18 protein-coding genes are annotated in these 17896 nt (G+C 65.9%); 10 read left to right on the top strand and 8 right to left on the bottom strand.

The features are described from left to right. Window positions 1–38 precede the first annotated feature (38 nt). Window positions 39–998 carry a glutathione synthase gene (gshB, locus tag M2342_RS00815; RefSeq protein WP_264577686.1) on the top strand — a complete coding sequence of 320 codons (960 nt, stop codon included), beginning with the start codon at window positions 39–41 and terminating at the stop codon, window positions 996–998. Between the two features lie 50 nt (window positions 999–1048). Then, on the top strand, window positions 1049–1660 hold the full coding sequence (locus M2342_RS00810; protein WP_264577685.1) for a DedA family protein: 612 nt from the start codon (window positions 1049–1051) through the stop codon (window positions 1658–1660). Between the two features lie 7 nt (window positions 1661–1667). On the opposite strand, the gene M2342_RS00805 is transcribed toward M2342_RS00810, so the two are convergent. The 3 genes from M2342_RS00805 to M2342_RS00795 are packed head-to-tail and all read right to left on the bottom strand — an operon-like array spanning window position 1668 to window position 3320. Next, a complete protein-coding gene (locus tag M2342_RS00805) occupies window positions 1668–2576 on the bottom strand; it encodes a tyrosine recombinase XerC (protein ID WP_264577684.1) in 909 nt (302 codons plus the stop codon). After that, the gene (locus M2342_RS00800; RefSeq protein WP_264577683.1) at window positions 2573–3073 is read right to left on the bottom strand and encodes an NUDIX hydrolase; all 501 of its coding nucleotides are present in this window, start codon (window positions 3071–3073) and stop codon (window positions 2573–2575) included. Before M2342_RS00800 ends, M2342_RS00805 begins: the two co-directional genes overlap by 4 nt. Next, window positions 3036–3320 (bottom strand): BolA family protein, encoded by a 285-nt coding sequence (locus tag M2342_RS00795; protein WP_181561141.1) that lies wholly within the window; start codon window positions 3318–3320, stop codon window positions 3036–3038. Before M2342_RS00795 ends, M2342_RS00800 begins: the two co-directional genes overlap by 38 nt. A 50-nt stretch (window positions 3321–3370) precedes the next feature. Between M2342_RS00795 and M2342_RS00790 the strand changes: the two genes are divergently transcribed. The 3 genes from M2342_RS00790 to cobS all read left to right on the top strand — a co-directional run bounded on the left by M2342_RS00790 (window position 3371) and on the right by cobS (window position 6462). Next, window positions 3371–3994: a J domain-containing protein gene (locus M2342_RS00790; RefSeq protein WP_413715043.1), complete on the top strand. Its 624-nt coding sequence runs from the start codon at window positions 3371–3373 to the stop codon at window positions 3992–3994. A 65-nt stretch (window positions 3995–4059) separates the two neighbouring features. Beyond that, a complete protein-coding gene (locus tag M2342_RS00785; protein ID WP_264577682.1) occupies window positions 4060–5370 on the top strand; it encodes an Hsp70 family protein in 1311 nt (436 codons plus the stop codon). Between the two features lie 84 nt (window positions 5371–5454). Continuing rightward, window positions 5455–6462 (top strand): cobaltochelatase subunit CobS, encoded by a 1008-nt coding sequence (gene cobS, locus M2342_RS00780; protein ID WP_264571700.1) that lies wholly within the window; start codon window positions 5455–5457, stop codon window positions 6460–6462. Window positions 6463–6507: 45 nt separating this feature from the next. Here the strand turns inward: cobS and M2342_RS00775 are convergent, their stop codons facing one another. Beyond that, window positions 6508–7128 carry a PEPxxWA-CTERM sorting domain-containing protein gene (locus M2342_RS00775; protein WP_264577681.1) on the bottom strand — a complete coding sequence of 207 codons (621 nt, stop codon included), beginning with the start codon at window positions 7126–7128 and terminating at the stop codon, window positions 6508–6510. A 242-nt stretch (window positions 7129–7370) separates the two neighbouring features. Between M2342_RS00775 and cobT the strand changes: the two genes are divergently transcribed. Beyond that, the gene (cobT, locus tag M2342_RS00770) at window positions 7371–9197 is read left to right on the top strand and encodes a cobaltochelatase subunit CobT (RefSeq protein ID WP_264577680.1); all 1827 of its coding nucleotides are present in this window, start codon (window positions 7371–7373) and stop codon (window positions 9195–9197) included. A 312-nt stretch (window positions 9198–9509) separates the two neighbouring features. Here the strand turns inward: cobT and M2342_RS00765 are convergent, their stop codons facing one another. The 3 genes from M2342_RS00765 to M2342_RS00755 all read right to left on the bottom strand — a co-directional run bounded on the left by M2342_RS00765 (window position 9510) and on the right by M2342_RS00755 (window position 12604). Further along, window positions 9510–10712, bottom strand: a complete 1203-nt coding sequence (locus M2342_RS00765; RefSeq protein ID WP_264577679.1) for a pyridoxal phosphate-dependent aminotransferase — start codon at window positions 10710–10712, stop codon at window positions 9510–9512. A 75-nt stretch (window positions 10713–10787) separates the two neighbouring features. After that, window positions 10788–11381: an aminotransferase class IV gene (locus M2342_RS00760; protein ID WP_264579948.1), complete on the bottom strand. Its 594-nt coding sequence runs from the start codon at window positions 11379–11381 to the stop codon at window positions 10788–10790. 35 nt (window positions 11382–11416) lie between these two features. Then, window positions 11417–12604, bottom strand: coding sequence for an aminodeoxychorismate synthase component I (locus M2342_RS00755; RefSeq protein ID WP_264577678.1), 1188 nt, complete (start codon window positions 12602–12604; stop codon window positions 11417–11419). Window positions 12605–12705: 101 nt separating this feature from the next. Between M2342_RS00755 and M2342_RS00750 the strand changes: the two genes are divergently transcribed. Then, window positions 12706–13407, top strand: coding sequence for an NnrU family protein (locus M2342_RS00750; RefSeq protein WP_264577677.1), 702 nt, complete (start codon window positions 12706–12708; stop codon window positions 13405–13407). A 166-nt stretch (window positions 13408–13573) separates the two neighbouring features. After that, a complete protein-coding gene (locus M2342_RS00745) occupies window positions 13574–13711 on the top strand; it encodes a hypothetical protein (RefSeq protein WP_264577676.1) in 138 nt (45 codons plus the stop codon). 33 nt (window positions 13712–13744) lie between these two features. Here M2342_RS00745 and M2342_RS00740 read toward each other — a convergent pair whose 3' ends face one another. Beyond that, complete coding sequence (locus tag M2342_RS00740; RefSeq protein ID WP_181561149.1) at window positions 13745–14680, bottom strand: ribose-phosphate pyrophosphokinase; 936 nt, start codon at window positions 14678–14680, stop codon at window positions 13745–13747. 174 nt (window positions 14681–14854) lie between these two features. Between M2342_RS00740 and M2342_RS00735 the strand changes: the two genes are divergently transcribed. Further along, complete coding sequence (locus M2342_RS00735; protein ID WP_264577675.1) at window positions 14855–16519, top strand: NAD+ synthase; 1665 nt, start codon at window positions 14855–14857, stop codon at window positions 16517–16519. Between the two features lie 3 nt (window positions 16520–16522). Beyond that, complete coding sequence (gene gltX, locus M2342_RS00730; protein WP_264577674.1) at window positions 16523–17863, top strand: glutamate--tRNA ligase; 1341 nt, start codon at window positions 16523–16525, stop codon at window positions 17861–17863. The last annotated feature ends 33 nt before the right edge of the window (window positions 17864–17896 follow it).

Raw genomic sequence — 17896 nt, 5'->3', positions numbered from 1 at the left:
GGGCTTGAAGCAGCCCGAACGGTGGAAGGTAAGAACGGATGTCGCTCAAGGTCGCTCTGCAGATGGACCCGATGGAGTCGCTGAACATTGCCGGCGATTCGACCTTCCACATCATGATCGCGGCTCAGGCGCGGGGGCACCGGCTCTACCATTATCGCACGGATGATCTGAGCTGGCGCGGCGGACGGCTCTATGCGCAGGCGCGCGAAGTGACGGTGCAGCGAGTCGAAGGCGATCATTATCGCTTCGGTGAGACGGCCCGACTGGACCTTGGCCGTGATATCGATGTGGTCTGGATGCGGCAGGATCCGCCGTTCGACCTCAATTATATCACCGCGACGCATCTGCTGGAGCGGATCACCGGCGAGACGCTGGTCGTCAACGATCCGGCGGCCGTGCGCAACGCGCCGGAAAAGCTGTTCGTGCTGGATTTCGCGCGCTTCATGCCGCCGACGATGATCACGCGCAGCCTTGAGGAAACGCGCGACTTCCTTGCCGAACATGGCGAGATCGTCGTGAAGCCGCTGTATGGAAACGCCGGTTCGGCGGTGTTTCGCATTGGCGCAGATGGGGCCAATCTCGCCGCTCTGGTGGAACTTTTCGGCGAGATGTGGGTCGAAAGCTTCATGGTGCAGGCTTTCCTCAAGGACGTGGCGCAGGGCGACAAGCGGATCGTGCTCGTCGATGGCGAAGTGGCCGGCGCGATCAATCGTATTCCTGGTAAGGGCGAGATCCGCTCGAACCTGGCCGCCGGCGGCACTGCCGCCAAGACCGAGCTGACGGCGGAGGAGCAGGAGATCTGCGCCGCGCTGGGGCCGGAGCTCAAGAAGCGCGGCCTGCTGTTCGTCGGCATCGACGTCATTGGCGGCAAATGGCTGACCGAAATCAACGTGACGTCACCGACCGGCATCGTTGCCATCGATGCCTTCAACGGCACGGATACCGGCGGCATGATCTGGGATGCGGTCGAGCGCCGGCTGGCGGAGCGGGCGGCCTGAGGCTGCTGCAACAACCAGATGATTGATATGTTGATGATGGGTGACGACAGATGAGCGATTGGGTCGTTCATCTGATCGATGCCGGCGGTTATTGGGGCATCGCCCTGCTGATGGTGCTGGAAAATGTGTTTCCGCCCATCCCTTCCGAGTTGATCATGGGCATTGGCGGCATTCGCGTCGGCCAGGGGAAGATGGATGTGGTGCCGTTGCTGGCGGCGGGGACCATCGGCACCACCATCGGCAATCTCTTCTGGTATTATCTGGGGCTCTGTCTCGGCTATACGCGGCTGCGGCCCTTGGTCGAGCGCTATGGCCGCTGGGCGACGTTGCGGTGGCGGGAGGTCGAGTGGCTGGAGCGGATTTTTCTGCGCCATGGCGACAAGATCGTCTTCATCTTCCGCTTCATGCCGGTGTTCCGCACGATCGTCTCGCTCCCGGCCGGGCTGTTCGCCATGCCGTTCTGGCGCTTCGTCATCTGGACGACCGGTGGCGCGCTGATCTGGAATGTCGTCTTGGTCGGGGCCGGCTATTATCTTGGCGTGCGGTTCGAGCGCATCGATGATTATCTTGGCCCGCTCACCAATATCGCGGTGGCGTTTCTGGTCGTCGGCTATCTCTGGCGGCTGTTCACTTGGAAGAGCGAGCCGCGCGACCAGCCGTAATCATGTCTTATCCTTCCGCGCGCGGGTGCGCGTTGCGATAGACATCGAGCAGATGCGCCGCATCGACCTGCGTGTAGATTTGCGTCGAGGACAGGCTGGCATGACCGAGCAGTTCCTGCAGTGAGCGCAGGTCCGCGCCGCGCCCGAGCAGATGGGTGGCGAAGCTGTGGCGCAGCGCATGCGGCGTCGTGCGATCGTGCAGGCCAAGGCGCCCGCGCGCGCCCTGCACGGCGCGGCGAATCAGCGCCGGGGAAAGGGGCCCGCCGCGCGAACCCCGGAACAGCGGCGCGTCTTTGCCCGTCGGATAGGGGCAGAGCGCGATATATTCCTCGATCGCGCTGCGGACTTGCGGCAGCAGCGGCACCACCCGCGTCTTGCCCCGCTTGCCCAGCACCCGCAGTGTTTCAGCGAGGGGCAGGGCATCGCCGGTCAGTCCCAAGGCTTCGCTGATGCGCAGGCCCGCGCCGTAGAGCAGCATCAGCACGGCCCAGTCGCGCGCCCCGATCCATCCGTCCCGCGCGGTTTCGGCAATGTCCTCGGCGAGCGCGACGGCTTCATCCGGGCTGATCGGTCGCGGCACGCCGGGCTTGACGCGCGGCCCGCGCATCACCGGAATCGTGGCGCCCTCGCCGCCCACAAACCGCAGAAAGGCGCGCAGGGCAGAGAGCTCCCGCGCCGCCGAACTGTTGCCGATGCCTTCCGCCCGGCGCGCCGCCAGAAAGGCGCGCAGATCGCTTGTCGTCAGCGTGGTGATGGCCGCCGATGTCGGCGCGCGGCCGTCCATGTCCGCCATCCAGTCGAGCAGGCGTTCGGCGGTGGAGACATAGGCGCGCACGGTGTGAAGCGAGCGGCGCCGGCCTTCGGCGAGATGCGCGCGCCAGCCTTCCAGCAGCCCTGCCCGCGTTTCGCCGGTCATGACGGCACGGTGCCGGCGAGCAGCTCCTGCCAGATGTCCAGCAGATCGACCGGATACCAGGCCTCGTCATGGGCCGCCAGTTCCTGTGGCGTCCACCAGCGGTGCGAAAGCATGACGGCCTTCTCGAGATCGGTGTGACCCGCCGTGTCGATTCGCGCCTCCGCGACGGGGACCGCGTAAAAGCGCTCCTCGGCATCGACGGGAATGCCCTCGAGCGTGACGAAGGTGACATCGCGCACCGCCACGAGCGGACCGGGTTCGAGGTCGAGCCCTGTCTCCTCGCGCAGTTCGCGCCGCGCGGCCTGCTCAAAGGTTTCGCCCCGATCGACCGCGCCGCCGGGCGTCACCCAAAAAGGCGGGCGATCATCGGGCGTGAAGCGGAAGAGCAGCAGCCGTCCTTGCGGATCGGTGACCAGCAGGCGGGCCGCCGGACGTTTCGCGCGACGGGTCACGCCCGGCTCATTCACCCGGCGCGCGGGCTCGAATGGCGAGGGCATGCACCTTCTCACGCAGCAGATCGGCGAGCGCCGCGTTGACCATGCGCTGTCGCGCAACGCGGGATTGGCCGGTGAAGGAGTCGGCGACAATCTCCACGGTGAAGTGGCTTTCGCCGCTGCCATCATCGCCCATATGACCGCGATGCTTGGCGCTGTCATTGATGACGGCGAGCTGTTGCGGGGACAGGGCATTTTCCAGCCGCTGTGCGATCTCTTGCCCGACCGGGCCTAGCGAAGCGTCAACCATGCGCCCTATATAGGCGTTTTGGTTCACGCAGCCACAGGGAAGAGACGGTCGTGTCAGGGTCGGGGTTCAATCAGGGTGCATCGCGCCGCCACACGCGCTTTCACGGCCGCGTGGAAGGCGAGGCGCGCCGCTGCTCGCACCCCGGCTGCATGGAAGCGGGCGAATTCCGTGCGCCGCCCGAGGAACGGCGCGGCGCACCCGATGGTCCGCCGCAATGGCGCTGGTTCTGCCTGGAGCACATCCGCGCGTTCAACACCGAATATAATTACTTCAAGGGCATGAGCCCGGAGGAAATCACGCAGGCGCAGCGCCCTTATGGCGGCTGGGAGCGGGAGACGCGGGCCTTTTCGTCGGCCGCAGCGAGTGGCACGCCGCCGCCACGCTGGGCCGATTTCTCCGATCCGCTCGATGCGATTGGCGCCCGCTTCAAGATGCGGGCAGCGGAAACCGCGCAACGGCAGGATGGCAAGCCGCTGTCTGGCGCGGATCGGTCTGCCCTCAAGACGCTTGGTCTTTCGACCGATGCCGACCGGCGCGCCTTGCGCACCCGCTATACCGAGTTGGTCCGCCGCTTTCACCCGGATCATAATGGCGGCGACCGCGCGCATGAGAAAGCGCTGCAAGACGTGATCGCGGCCTATTCCCATCTCCGCAAGGCGCCGGCCTTCGCCTGACGGACCTTGCCGCGCCCGGTCTGCGCTGCCATAGGCGCCGGCCCGCTTTCAGGAAGGTGATTGATATGGCGACCGGCACGCCGGCCCGCGCGATGGGCTTTGACTTCGGCACCACCAACAGCGTGGCCGCGATTGCTCAAGACGGCACATCCCATATGATGGAGTTCTCGGGCGACAAGGCGACAGGCGCCGTCTTCCGGTCCGCGCTTTGCTTCTGGGAAGAGGGCGAGAGCCGGGCGGCGCTGGCGCGCGAGGCAGGGCCATGGGCTATCGCTGAGTATCTGGAATTTCCGCAGGGTTCGCGCTTCATCCAGTCGTTCAAGTCGGTCGCCGCCAGCCCGCTGTTCGATCATGCCAGCATCTTCGACCAGCGCATGACCTTCGAGCAGTTGGGAGAGGCCTTTCTGGAGCGCATGGTCGCCCATGCCGGTGGCGCGCTGGGCTCCGGGCCGGATGAGCGGCCCGAACGGATCATCGTCGGTCGACCGGTGCGCTATGCCGGTTCGCGACCGGATGAGGGGCTGGCCCGCACGCGCTACGATGCCATGTTCCGCACCTTCGGCACCGACATCCATTATGTCTACGAACCGCTCGGCGCGGCCTTCAGCTTCGCCAGCCGCCTGTCGGAGCCGGCGACGGTTCTGGTCGCGGACTTCGGCGGCGGCACGAGCGATTTCTCCATCGTGCGGATGCGCCCGGCGGGCGACGGGCGGCGCTGCGAGCCGCTCGGCCATGCCGGCATCGGCATTGCGGGCGACCGGTTCGATTACCGCATCGTCGATCATCTCGTGCTTCCCATACTTGGCAAGGGCAGCAGCTATCGCTCCTTCGACAAGGTTCTGGAAATTCCCCGCAGCCATTTCGCGGACTTTGCCGACTGGTCCCGACTCGCCCTGATGCGCAACCGGCGGACCATGGAAGAGCTGGCGCGGCTGCAGCGCGCTGCCGTCGATCCCGCTGCCATCGGGCGGATGATCGCCATCATCGAGCGGGAGCTCGGCTATGCGCTCTACGATGCAGTCGGCCAACTCAAGCGTGCGCTGTCGAGCGAGGATGAAGCGCATTTCCGCTTCGAAAGCGATGATCTGGTGATCGATGCCGATGTGACGCGCGCCCAGTTCGAGCGCTGGATCGCGCCGGATGTCGCGCGGATCGAGGAGACGGTCGATCAGGCCTTGGCAGACGCCGCATTGAACGCCGGCGCCATCGACCGCGTGTTCCTCACAGGGGGATCGTCGCTGATCCCCGCGATTCGCGCCATATTCGAACGCCGGTTCGGTGCCGAGCGGATCGCGACCGGCGGAGAACTGACGTCCATCGCGCACGGTCTCGCGCTGATCGGGCTGGAGCACGATCCGGCGGAATGGGCGGTCTGATCCGCCTGATGGAACCCTACCTTCTATCGACAGGGCGCGCGGCAATCGGTTAGGGGCTGTGTGACTCGCAGGAAGATGATGACTATGACCGATCTGCCCAACACCAATTCCGACATGCGCAGCGAGGTGCTGCTCGACGCGCCCGATCGTGTCGTGAGCGCGCGCGAGGTGTTCGGGGTCGATATCGACATGGAGATCCCCGCCTTTTCCGAAGCGGACGAGCGCGTGCCGGATACGGACCCCGCCTATGTGTTCGATCCGGACACGACGCTCGCGATCCTGGCCGGCTATGCCTATAATCGCCGGGTGATGGTGCAGGGCTATCACGGCACCGGCAAGTCGACTCACATCGAGCAGATCGCGGCGCGGCTCAACTGGCCCTGCATCCGCATCAACCTCGATGCGCATATCAGCCGCATCGATCTCGTCGGGCGTGACGCCATCGTCCTCAAGGACGGTCAGCAAGTCACCGAGTTCAAGGAAGGCCTGCTGCCCTGGGCCTTGCAGCGCCCTGTAGCGCTGGTGTTTGACGAATATGACGCCGGTCGGCCGGACGTGATGTTCGTCATCCAGCGCGTGCTGGAAGCGGACGGCAAGATGACCCTGCTCGACCAGAACCGGGTGATTCGTCCGAGCCCCTGGTTCCGCATGTTCGCCACCGCCAACACGGTCGGCCTGGGTGACACCACGGGCCTCTATCATGGCACCCAGCAGATCAACCAGGGCCAGATGGACCGCTGGAATCTGGTGGTGACGCTGAACTATCTGCCGGCCGAGACCGAGGCGCAGATCGTGCTCGCCAAGTCCGGCGAATATGATCATCCCGGCGGGCGCGAGGAAGTCGCGAAGATGATCCGCGTCGCGGAACTGACCCGTCAGGGCTTTATCAACGGGGATATTTCCACCGTGATGAGCCCGCGCACCGTGATCTCATGGGCGCAGAACACACTGATTTTCAAGGATGTCGGTTTCGCCTTCCGCCTGTCGTTCCTCAATAAGTGCGACGAGGCGGAGCGGGCGCTGGTGGCGGAATATTACCAGCGCGTGTTCGGCAAGGATCTGCCGGAAAGCGTCGTCGGCAAGAGCGCCTGACGCGGCAAGGCGGCCCGAGCGCGGGCCGCCTTCGCGAATGGGTGATCAGGCGATGCGCGTGCGGGTCACCCGGTAGCGCAGGGCGACGCCGGCCAGCGCGAAGCCGGCAATCATCATGGCCCAGGTCGCCGGCTCCGGAATGGCGGGCGGCGGCGCCATCATCGCGCGCATCAGCGGGCCGGCGGTCTCCGTGTGCGACGCTGCCTGCGGCTCCGCGGCCTCGTCGAAATAGCTGCCCAGCACCGAATGGGTGAACTTGTAGGGTGCGCCTTCGAACACGGTTGGCGTCGGTTCAGTCACGGTCGCCATCGGCGTGGCGGGTGCTGGACTGGTGCTCGTGAAGTAGCTGCCGAGCACGGAGTGGGTGAATTTGTAAGAGCCGCCCTCGAAAACGCCTTGCGACTCCGCATGGTGGGTCAGCCAGCTGTTGAGCTGGGCATAATTGTTGAAGTTGCGCACGCCATCGAGGCCCTTGAAGACCATCTGCTGGCTGCCGCCGCTGTTGATCGCAAAGCTGAAATCGCGCTGCGAGAAGGTGGCCTCGGTGTGCAGAATGCTGGTCAGCAGGGCGATGCGCGCATTGAGATTGACCGCCGCGCTGACGCTCTGGATCGGCAGGAGTGCGCCGCTCGTCAGCATCGCGGCAAGGCAGGCAGTCCGGATCATGGGCAATCGTCCTATCACAAAAAGCTGCGCGACCTGGCCGCTCCAGCACCGTCCCTTGGGGACGCTGATAGGCAGGCAGGCCGCGTTCGAAAATGGATTTAACCAAGAAATCCTAATAATTTGGGTGCTGTTCCACAGCGGCACAGCTGCACGCGCAAAGGTTGACGGGCTGAGATGGGCAGCTCTGCCAAAGGGCAGGAGGGTTGACAGGATCGGGGCACTGGACCAGCCCATTGTACATCATGGCTGACCGTTCCCCCCTCGACCGCTTCAAGGAAGTTCTCACCGGCGCCTCGCGCGCTGTCGCGCATGATGCCGAGGTTGAGCTCGGCTTCACGCCCGATGCACCGCACCTCGCCGGCAAGCAGATCAAGGTGCCCACGCCGACGCGCAATCTGCCGGCGGATCAGGTCGCGCTCGCGCGCGGCTTTGCAGACAGCTTCGCTCTCAAGCTTCGCCACCATGATGCGCGACTCCATTCCGCGCGGGCGCCGAGCGAGCCCGCTGCGCGCGCCGTCTATGATGCCGTCGAGATGGTCCGTTATGAGGCGCTGGGGTCCAAGAACTACGCCGGCATGCGGGCCAATCTCGCCGCCGCGCTGGACATGCGCACCCATTCCGACCCGATCACGCGCGCGCAATCGGCCGACGAAGTGCCGGTTCAGGGCGCCGTTGCCTTGCTGCTGCGCGAAAAGCTGACCGGGGAAGCGCCGCCGCCCGAATCGCTCAAGGGCATCGAATTTCTGCGCGAGTGGATCGACGAGAAGGCCGCTGACGACTTTGAAGGCCTGTCTTTGTGCCTCGACGATCAGCAGGCCTTTCAGGACAAGGTGCTCTCGATGCTCCAGCATCTCGAGCTGGTGCGCGCGGAGGTTCCCCCCGAATCGCCCGATGAGGATGACGAGGACCAGGACGAGCAATCCGAGCAGCAGGATGAGGACAAGGAAGAAGACGAGGGCGAGGAGGACGACCAGTCCCGCGCCGACACGCGCGGCGAGGATAAGGGCGAGCCGGGCGAGGAGATGTCCGAGGAGCGCGAGGAGCAGGACGGCGACTCGGACGAGGATGGCGATGGCGACGCGCAGGATGACGATGGCGCCATGCCCGTGCGCCCCAATCGCCCCTTGTCGGACCTGCCGCCGGACTTCGACTATCATGCCTATACCACGAAGTTCGATGAGGTGGTGACGGCGCTCGACCTGTGCGACGCCGATGAACTCGTGCGCCTGCGTGGTTTTCTTGACCAGCAGCTCGCCCCGTTCCAGGGGGCGGTCTCCAAGCTGGCGCACCGTCTGCAGCGGCGCCTGCAGGCCCAGCAGAACCGCAGCTGGGATTTCGACCAGGAGGAAGGCATGCTCGATGCCGCGCGGCTGGCGCGCGTTGTCGTCAATCCCGCGCACTCGCTCTCCTACAAGATGGAGCGGGACACCGATTTCCGCGATACGGTGGTGACGCTGCTGATCGACAATAGCGGCTCTATGCGGGGGCGCCCCATCGGCATAGCAGCGATCAGCGCGGATATCATGGCGCGCACGCTGGAGCGCTGCGGCGTGAAGACCGAAGTGCTCGGCTTCACCACGCGGGCGTGGAAAGGCGGGCAGAGTCGCGAACAATGGCTGGCCGCCGGGCGCCCGCCGCGGCCCGGTCGTCTCAACGATCTGCGCCACATCATCTACAAGAAGGCGGATGAGCCCTGGCGCCGTGCCAAGGCCAGCCTCGGCCTGATGATGCGCGAGGGGCTACTCAAGGAGAATATCGACGGCGAGGCGCTGCTCTGGGCGCACAACCGCCTGCTCGCCCGGTCCGAGGAGCGGCGCATCCTCATGGTGATTTCCGATGGCGCGCCGGTGGACGATTCGACGCTCTCGGTGAACAACGGAACCTATCTGGAGCGGCATTTGCGGCAAGTGATCGGCTGGATCGAAGGGCGCTCACCGGTCGAGCTGATCGCCATCGGCATCGGCCACGATGTCACCCGCTATTACAAGCGCGCCGTCACGATCATGGATGCCGAGCAACTGGGCGGTGCGATGGTGGAGCAGCTCGCGGCGTTGTTCGACAAGGATTAGCTTGGACGAGCCTTGCGTCGGCGAGCATTTCTTCGCCTGGGGAAGCTCCGATCATGACGCCGAAGCCGCCTTCACCGTTCGTGCTGAGTAGGCTCTGAGGAGCGCCGCAGGCGCATATCGAAGAGCCCTATCGAAGCATCGCAGCGCACGGGCCGGTCCTTCGATACGCTGCTTCGACAGGCTCAGCAGCTACTCAGGACGAACGGAGGGCTGCTCGAAGAGTTATCCGTGCCGACGCCAGTAATAGCGCCCGTCAGGCGGCGCTGGAGGCAGGCCGGCCCGGCATTCCCGCTCAGGCCGGCCTGTCCTTTATCACTTCAGCGCGGCGCAGGCTTCCTGGATGCGCGTGCAGGCCTTGCGCAGGATTTCTTCCGAGGTCGCGTAGCTCACGCGGAAGGCCGGAGCGAGGCCGAAGGCGCCGCCATGGACGGCTGCGACGCCCTTGCTCTCGAGGAAATAGGTGATGAGGTCCTCGTCCGTGGCAATGGTCTTGCCCTCGGGCGTGGTCTTGCCGATGCAGCCGGCGGCATCGGGATAGACGTAGAAGGCGCCTTCGGGCGTCGGGCAGTTGAGGCCCGGCGCGTCGTTCAGCATCGCCACCACCAGATCGCGCCGCTTGCGGAAGGCCTCGTTGCGCTCGATGAGGAAGCTCTGATCGCCATTCAGCGCGGCCGTCGCTGCGGCCTGGCTGATCGAGCAGGGGTTGGAGGTCGACTGCGACTGCAGCTTGGCCATCGCCTTGATGATCCACTGCGGGCCACCGGCATAGCCGATGCGCCAGCCGGTCATCGAATAGGCCTTGGAGACCCCGTTCACGGTGAGCGTGCGCTCGTAGAGATCCGGGCAGACCTGCGCGATCGTCTTGAACGGCGTCGGCGCGTACCAGACATGCTCGTACATGTCGTCGGTGAGGATCAGCACATGCGGGTGCTTGCGCAGCACCTCACCGAGCGCCATCAGTTCCTCGCCGGAATAGGCCGCGCCCGTCGGGTTGGAGGGCGAGTTGAGCAGCACCCAGCGCGTCTTGGGCGTGATCGAGGCGTCGAGCTGGGCCGGCGTGATCTTGTAGAGCTGGTCGGCACCGGCCGCGATGATCACCGGTGTGCCGCCGGCAAAGTTCACGATGTCGGGGTAGCTCACCCAATAAGGCGCGGGTATGATGACCTCGTCGCCGGCTTCCACCGTCGCGACCAGCGCATTGAACAGAGTGTGCTTGCCGCCCGAGTTCACGCTGATCTCGCTCGTCTTGTAGGAGAGCTCGTTATCGCGCTTGAACTTGGCGGCGATCGCTTCCTTCAGCTCGGCGGTGCCGTCGACATTCGTGTACTTGGTCTGCCCACCGCGGATCGCGGCGATGGCGGCATCCTTCACGAAATCTGGCGTGTCGAAGTCCGGCTCGCCGGCGGAAAGGCCGATGATGTCCTTGCCTTCCCGCTTGAGGGCAATGACCTTGTCGGTCATCGCGAGCGTGGCGCTGGGCTGAATACGGCCGAGGGCGGCGGAAGTCCGGGACATGGGAAAGCTCCTGACAGTCAGGGATGATGCGCGTGGCGCCCGGGACGCTCCCGGACGGCGCGGTGCATAGTGCGCTCAGCCTTGCGGCGCAACCAGCCTCGCAGCCATCAGCCCGCGCGCGGCATTGCCGATGAGGAAACCGTCTGCCAGATCTTCCGGCCGCAGGTCGGCCTCCTGCGCCTTGCCCTGGTCGATCAGGCTCTGGCGCAGCACGCCCGGCAGCAGGCCGCGCGCAAGGGGCGGCGTCAGCAGGGTCTCGCCCCGCTGGAGGAACAGGTTGGTGAAGCAACCCTCCGTCAGATAGCCGGCCTCGTCGGTCAGCAGCACCTCGAACGTGCCCGATTGCCGCAGGGGCACCTCATAATGGCGCCGGTCCGTGGTCTTGTGCCGCACGCGAATATCGTCTCCGCCGAGCAGACGAGGCGCGACGCTCACCGCTGCCGGTCCGTCCACCAAGGGCGGCATTTCGCGAACCTCGATGCTGAGCGTGCCGATCCGGCCGAGCAGGATGCGCACGCGCCTCGGCTCGACAAAGCCGAACGTCGCGGCCTGCAGTTCGTTGCGCAGCTCATGCCGGTCGAGAATGAAGCCAAGTTCGTGCGCGCTGCGTTCGAGTCGCCGGATGTGAAGGTCGAGAAGCGGCAGGCCGATTTCGGGATCGAAGGCCATGGTTTCGATGAGGTCGAAATGATGGGCCTTTGCGATCAAAGCACGTTCTCCCCAACGGCCAGAAACCGTCCCTTGTCGAGGCATTCCTGCCATTCTGCCTCGGGCTGGCTGTCCGCAACGACGCCGGAGCCCAGCCCCACGATGCCCGTCCGGGCGTCCTTCTCCAGCACGATGGTGCGGATGGCGACGTTGAACCGTGCGGTGCCGTCCGGCGCAATATGGCCGATGCTGCCCGTGTAGAGTCCGCGCCCGAACCGTTCGACCTCGCGGATGATCTCCATGGCGCGCAGCTTGGGCGCGCCGGTGATCGATCCGCAGGGGAAGAGGGCGCGCAGCACGTCCGCCGGCCCGAGTTGCGGTTGCAGCCGGCCCTCGACGACGGAGATCATCTGATGGACCGTGGGATAATGCTCGACATGGAAGAGAGCGGGCACCGCGACGCTACCTGGCTCCGTGACGCGCGAGATATCGTTGCGCAAAAGGTCAACGATCATCAGATTTTCGGCGCGCTGCTTGGGGTCGCTGGCGAGGTCGCGTGCGGCGGCGGCATCGCGGTCCGGATCGGCATCGCGCCGCGCAGTGCCTTTCATCGGCCGGGTCGTCACCGTGCCATCGGCCAGCGTGAAGAAACTCTCGGGTGAGAAGGAGAGGACATGCCGGCCGTCATGGCGCAGCAAGGCGCCGTGGCCGGCGGCGGCGCGGGGCCGGATGGCGCGATAGGCGGCGAGGGGATCGCCATTGATGGCGACTCGCGCAGGGAAGGTCAGGTTCGCCTGATAGATGTCGCCGGCGCGGATATAGTCCAGCACTGTCCCGATGGCGCGGCCATAGTCCGCGCGCGAGATCATCGGCTCGATCGGGCCGATCGTGACGGGCGTCTCCGGCAACAGCGCATCCACGGCATCCGCCGCGATGGGCTGGGGCGCGTCGAACAAGCCGAACCAGAGCAAGGGCCCGGCATCGCCCTCGCGCGGCACATAGCCGTTCAGCCGCGCCTCGAAGGCGTGGCCCGCCGCATAAGAGAGGTAGCCGGCGGCGTGCAGCCCGCTTTTGACCGCCGCCTCAACCCGCGCCAGCGCAGGCAGCACATCGGCCAGCCGGTCGGCGCGGATGATGTCGACCGGGTCGCGGAACAGCGTCGCGCTGCCGGATCCGTCTGCCCGCGCATCATCGAGCAGCACGAAGGGTGCGTCGGGCGACATGGGCAGGGCGGGGCGAGTCATGGCGCCCTATTGGCAGCGTGATGGCATCAAGGCCAGCGTTTCAGCACCGTCAGACTCGGTGTAGAAGCTGGACAGGCGGCAGCGTTGAGGAGGCACGTCTCATGCAGGCTTTGATACATCTGGCTTTGGCGATGGGGAGCTTCGTCGGCACGCACCTTCTCCTGTCCCATCCCCTTCGTCCGCCTCTGGTGGCGCGGCTGGCCGAGCGGGGCTTTCTTGGCCTCTATACCCTCACCGCTTTCGCCACGCTGGGCTGGACGATCCTCGCTTTCCGGGCCGCGCCCGCCGCGCCGCTGCTGTGGATCGCGCCCATCGGCCTGTGGCACCTTGGCGGGCTGGTGATGGCGCTCGCCGGCGTGATGCTGGTTGGCTCGCTCATCGGCAATCCCGCGATGGTCGACCCCACCGGGCAGATGACCGCGCCCGAGCGCGCCCGGGGTGTCTATGCCGTGACGCGCCACCCGATGATGTGGAGCTTCATTCTCTGGGCGCTGGTTCACGCCACGCTCTGGCCATCCGGACGGACGCTGATCCTCACGGGCGGCATCGCCGTGCTCGCTTGTGTGGGCGCGCTGGGGCAGGACCGGAAGAAGGCGCGGCTCCTGGGTGCGCCATGGCGCCAGTGGCAGGCGCGCACGAGCTTTGTGCCATTCGTCGCGCTCCTGTCCGGGAAGGCGGAGTGGCACGCGCTGTGGCCGGGCGTCGTTCCGGTGCTCGGCGGCGTCATCCTCTGGCTCGGTGCCACCTGGGCGCATCCCTTGCTGGGCGGACCGTTCGTGCCGCCTTGGCTGTGGATTGGATGACACAGTCTCTCCCAAAATCGACGCGCCACCCCGGTTTGGGCCGGCCGGCACCGTCAATGTCGTGGATTGTCAGCCGCTGTTCGGCGCATGGCGAATCCGTGTCATCGGCTATCGCGGGAGCGGAAGGCGTATCATGTTCGGGTTTGGCAGGATCGCAGGCGCAATAATGGCTCTGTTCGCGGCGCTGGGCCTTGCGCTGTTGCTGCGTTCCGCGCCCGAGGCGGCGCGTTGGTCGCTGATGATCTGCGTGATGGGCTTCATCGGCGCCACCATGCGTCTGCGCCGACTCGACGCCGGTTTCTGATCTGCGGCTGGGATCAGTCGCCCCGGCGCCCGATCAGTCGAACAGCGAACTGACCGAGCTTTCGTCGGCAATGCGGCGGATGGCTTCACCGAGCAGCGGCGCAATCGGCAACTGACGGATCTTGGTCGAGGCCGCGACGGAGGGCGTGGCGAGAATCGAATCGGTGATGACCAGCTCGCGCAGGGCGGAGCCTTCCACCCGCGCGACAGCGCCGCCCGAGAGCACGCCATGCGTCACATAAGCCACGACGTCGGTCGCGCCGGCATTCTTCAGCGCGGCGGCTGCGTTGCAGAGCGTGCCCGCCGAATCGACGATGTCGTCGATCAGGATGCAGAAGCGGCCCTTCACGTCACCGATGATGTTCATCACTTCCGATTCGCCAGCGCGCTCGCGGCGCTTGTCGACGATGGCGAGCGGGGCGTTGTCGAGCCGCTTGGCCAGCGCGCGAGCACGGACCACGCCGCCGACGTCCGGCGAGACGACCATCAGATTCTCATTCGGGAAACGGGCCTGAATGTCTGCGGACATCACCGGCGCGCCGAACAGATTGTCGGTCGGGATATCGAAGAAGCCCTGGATCTGCCCGGCATGGAGGTCGACCGAAAGAACGCGGTTGGCGCCGGCGGTGGTGATGAGGTTCGCCACCAGCTTGGCCGAGATCGGCGTGCGCGGGCCGGGCTTGCGGTCCTGCCGGGCGTAGCCGAAATAAGGGACTACCGCCGTGATGCGCCGCGCCGAGGCGCGCTTGAGCGCATCGATCATGATCAGCAGTTCCATGAGATTGTCGTTGGCCGGATAGCTGGTCGACTGCACAACGAACACATCCTCGCCGCGCACATTCTCGTGAATCTCGACGAAGATTTCCTCGTCCGCAAAACGCCGCACGCTCGCATCGGTGAGCGGGAGCTCCACATAATCGGCAATCGCCTGGGCGAGCGGCATGTTGCCGTTGCCAGAGATGATCTTCATGTCGGGGTCCCCATGGCTGCGGTTGTCGCGGCCCCTCTAGCGAGCAGGTGCCCCGCTGAAAAGGCGCTTGTGACGGTTCGGGGACAAGGGGTTGCGGTCAATGGTGCGGCAAGGCCGCATATCCGGCTCGGCGACGCCCTTGCTCCCGCCCCCGCCCGCCCATAAAGCGGCGCTATGACAGCCTCTCTCCGGATCGCCATGGCCCAGCTCAACCAGAGCATGGGTGATATCACGGGTAATGCAGAGGCCATGCTGGCCTGCCGGGACAAAGCACGCGAGCAGGGCACGGATCTGATCGTGTATCCCGAGTTGCAGCTCATCGGCTATCCGCCCGAGGATCTGGTGCTCAAGCCCGCGCTGGCCGCACGCGCCGAGACCGCGCTGCATCGGCTTGCCGAGGCGACGGCGGATGGCGGCCCGGCGATGCTTGTCGGCACGGTCATCGCCAACAAAGGCCTGCTGTTCAATTGCGTGGCGCTGCTCGATGGCGGCAAGGTCGTCGCGATCCGCCAGAAGCGCGAGCTGCCCAACTACGGAACCTTTGATGAGAAGCGGCTGTTCGCGCCCGGGCCGCTGCCCGACCCAGTCGAGTTTCGCGGCGTGAAGCTGGGTCTGCCGATCTGCGAGGACATCTGGTTCCCCTTCGTCACCGGGCATCTGGCGGAAAAGGGCGCGGAGCTGCTCATCTCGATCAACGGCAGCCCCTATGAGGTGGCCAAGGATGATTTCCGCGTCCGCGGCGTGTGCATGGAGCGCGTCAACGAGACAGGCTTGCCGCTCCTGTATCTCAACCGCGTCGGCGGGCAGGACGAGTTGGTATTTGACGGCGCTTCCTTCGTGCTGAATGCGGATGGCGACATCGCCCACATGCTGCCGGACTGGGAGGAAGCGCTGGTCATCACCCAGTGGGACCGGGGCGAGGATGGCCGCTGGTTCTGCAAGCCGGGCGAGGTGCACGCGCTGGATGCGCACCCGGCGGATATCTATCACGCGATGGTCGTGGGCCTGCGCGACTATGTGATTCGCAACCGCTTTCCCGGCGTGGTGCTGGGCCTTTCGGGCGGGATAGACAGCGCGCTTTCCGCAGCTGTGGCGGTGGATGCGCTGGGGGCGGATCGCGTCTGGTGCGTAATGATGCCTTCGCGTTTCACCGGCCAGGAAAGCCTGGACGATGCCGCGGAATGCGCGCGGCTGCTCGGCTGCCGGCTTGATACCATCCCGATTTCGCCCGCTGTCGGCGCGTTCGATGCCATGTTGGCAGAGGCGTTCATCGGGCGGACCGCGGACCTGACCGAGGAGAATATCCAGTCGCGCATTCGCGGCGTGACGCTGATGGCGCTCTCCAACAAGTTCGGCCACATGCTGCTCACCACCGGCAACAAGAGCGAAATGAGCGTGGGCTATGCCACCATTTATGGCGACATGGCGGGCGGCTATTCGGTGCTCAAGGATGCCTATAAGACAACCGTGTTCGATCTCTCGCGCTGGCGCAATGCGGAGAAGCCGCCGCTTGGGCTAGGGCCGGATGGGCCGGTGATGCCTGAGCGGGTCATCACCAAGCCGCCCACCGCCGAATTGCGCGAGAACCAGAAGGATTCGGACAGCCTGCCGCCTTATGAGGTGCTGGACCCCATCCTTTACGGCCTGGTCGAGCAGGAAAAGTCGGTCGATCAGCTTGCCGCCATGGGCTTCGATCGCGCGACCGTCGCCCGCATCGAGCGGCTGCTCTACGTCGCGGAGTACAAGCGCCGCCAGGCCCCGCCGGGCGTGAAACTGGGCGGCCGCAATTTCGGTCGCGACCGGCGTTATCCCATCACCAATGCTTTCCGGACCGCCTGAACCATGACCGTCATCACCCGTTTCGCGCCGTCGCCGACCGGCCATCTGCATGTCGGCAACATCCGCGCGGCGCTGCATAACTGGCTGTGGGCGCGCAAGATGGGCGGGCAGTGCCTGCTGCGCATCGATGACACCGATACCGCGCGCAGCGAGGAGCGTTTTGTCGAAGGCATCCGGGCCGATCTCGCCTGGCTCGGCCTCGATATGGACGGCGAGGTGCGCCAGTCCGCGCGGTTCGATCTCTATGAGGAGAAGTTTGCAGCGCTGCGGGCCGCCGGGCGGGTCTATCCCTGCTTCGAGTCGGCGCAGGAGCTGGACTTGCGGCGCAAGATCCTGCTCGGGCGCGGTCTGCCCCCGGTCTATGATCGCGCGGCGCTGGCGCTGAGCGCGGACGAGATTGCGGCGAAGCAGGCGGCCGGCGAGCAGCCGCACTGGCGGTTCAAGCTGGATCATGATGCGCCGATCGAATGGACCGACCTGATCCGGGGCGACCAGCACTTCGATCCTCGACTGCTCTCCGACCCGGTGATTCGCCGGGCGGACGGCAGCTGGCTCTATATGCTGCCGTCGGTGATCGACGATATCGACATGGGCGTCACCCATGTGCTGCGCGGCGAGGATCATGTCTCCAACACGGCCACGCAGTTGCAGATGTTTGCCGCCCTCGGCGCATCGCTGCCGCAGTTTGCCCATATGGCCCTGCTCACCGGCGCGGAAGGCAAGCTCTCCAAGCGTCTCGGCGCGGTTGGCGTCGGCGATCTGCGGGAAGCGGGGGTCGAGGCGATCACCATCAGCGCACTGCTCGCGCGGCTCGGCACCAGCGATCCGGTGGAGCCGGTGATCGACATGGCGCCGCTGATCGAACGCTTCGATTTCGCGCATTTCGGGCGAGCGCCCGCCCGCTTCTCGGATGAAGAGCTGTTCGGCCTCAACGCCAAGATCGTCCACATGCTGCCCTATGGGGCAGTCGCCGATCGCCTCCCGGCGCAGATCGATGCCGCCGCGTGGCCGGTCGTGCAACCCAATCTCGAGACGGTGGCGGGGGCAGCGGACTGGGTTGCGGTGCTCAGCGGCGAGATCGCGCGGCCCGATCTCGATGCCGAAGACCACGCGTTCGTCGCCCAGGCTGCCGAGGTTGCAGCGGATATCGACTTCGCCGCCGATCCCTGGCGGGCGCTGACGAGCGCGCTCAAGCAGCGCAGCGGGCGCAAGGGCAAGGCGCTGTTCCTGCCGTTGCGTCTCGCCCTGACCGGCGTGGATCACGGCCCTGACATGGCCGCGCTGCTGCCGCTGATCGGGCGGGATCGCGCGCTCGCGCGACTGCGTGCTGCCGCCAGCAGCTGAGCGATCGTCGGCGCCGCTGAGCCCACTCCCGGC

This window comes from Sphingobium sp. B8D3A (assembly GCF_025961995.1).
GTDB lineage: Bacteria > Pseudomonadota > Alphaproteobacteria > Sphingomonadales > Sphingomonadaceae > Sphingobium.
This window is presented reverse-complemented; position numbering and strand designations above follow the sequence as displayed.